Genomic DNA, 893 nt, shown 5'->3' with positions numbered 1-893 from the left:
TGGTTGCCGTTGACCTTGGGGCGCGCGCCGTCGGTGGTGATCAGCTGCGGGGCAACGGTGTCATTCATCACCACCGTGGTCGGGATGCTGAGCAAGCGATTGCCCGTCGGGTCCTGTATGCCGTTGTCGTTGCCCGGCGTGCTGTCCTGGTAGGAGACGGTCACTCTTTGACCGGATTGCACGGGGGTGCTCAGGGTCAGCAGGACGATCTTGTACATTCCCTCCGTGGTGACTGCGGCGACGGTGTTGGCTGCGCCGTTCACGAGCACCGTGAAGTCCTCCTTGGCGGGTCCGTTGCTGTCGTCCAGGGAGGAGCTCGCGTCGCTGAAATGAAGCCCCAGATATATGCCGTCGGTGATCGTGGGGCGCTCGTCTCCGGTAGTAATCAGCTGCGGGGCCGCGGTGTCCGGTGTGTCGTTGACCACGTCCCGGTCGCTGAAGCTCGCCGCGGCGTTGCCGGCGGCGTCCTGAACCCCATTGCTGGTCGCCGGTTTGGCGTAGCTGACGCGCACCAGTTCGCCGTAGACCACGGCGCGGCTGAGCGTGAGCGTGACGGTCTTGGCCGCCCCGTTGACCACGGCGCTGTTGACGGGGATGGTTGTTGCCCCCGTGTCCACCGTGAGGCTTGCGACCGTAAAGCCTGCATTGCCCGTGAGCGTGGCCCCGTCCAGGCTGTAGGTTTCGGTGTAGGTGAGCACCAACTGGTCGCCGTTGACCGTGGTGGTGTTGATTACCGGGGGCGTGGTGTCTGCTGGCGTGTTGTTCGTCACGGCCTCGTTGCTGAAGTTCACCGCAGCGTTGCCGGCAGCGTCCTGCACGCCATTGCTGGCCGCGGGCTTGGCGTAGCTGACGTGCACTGTCTCGCCGGGGGCCGCGGCGCGGCCCAGCGTCAG

At 65.8% G+C, this 893-nt stretch carries 1 protein-coding gene; it reads right to left on the bottom strand.

Translation table 11 applies throughout. The features are described 5' to 3' along the window. Positions 1-893: SwmB domain-containing protein (locus VTU_RS29680; RefSeq protein ID WP_040893917.1), on the bottom strand; the 893-nt coding region annotated here is incomplete at both ends.

Source organism: Verminephrobacter aporrectodeae subsp. tuberculatae At4, assembly GCF_000193225.1.
GTDB lineage: Bacteria > Pseudomonadota > Gammaproteobacteria > Burkholderiales > Burkholderiaceae_C > Acidovorax > Acidovorax aporrectodeae.
This window is presented reverse-complemented; position numbering and strand designations above follow the sequence as displayed.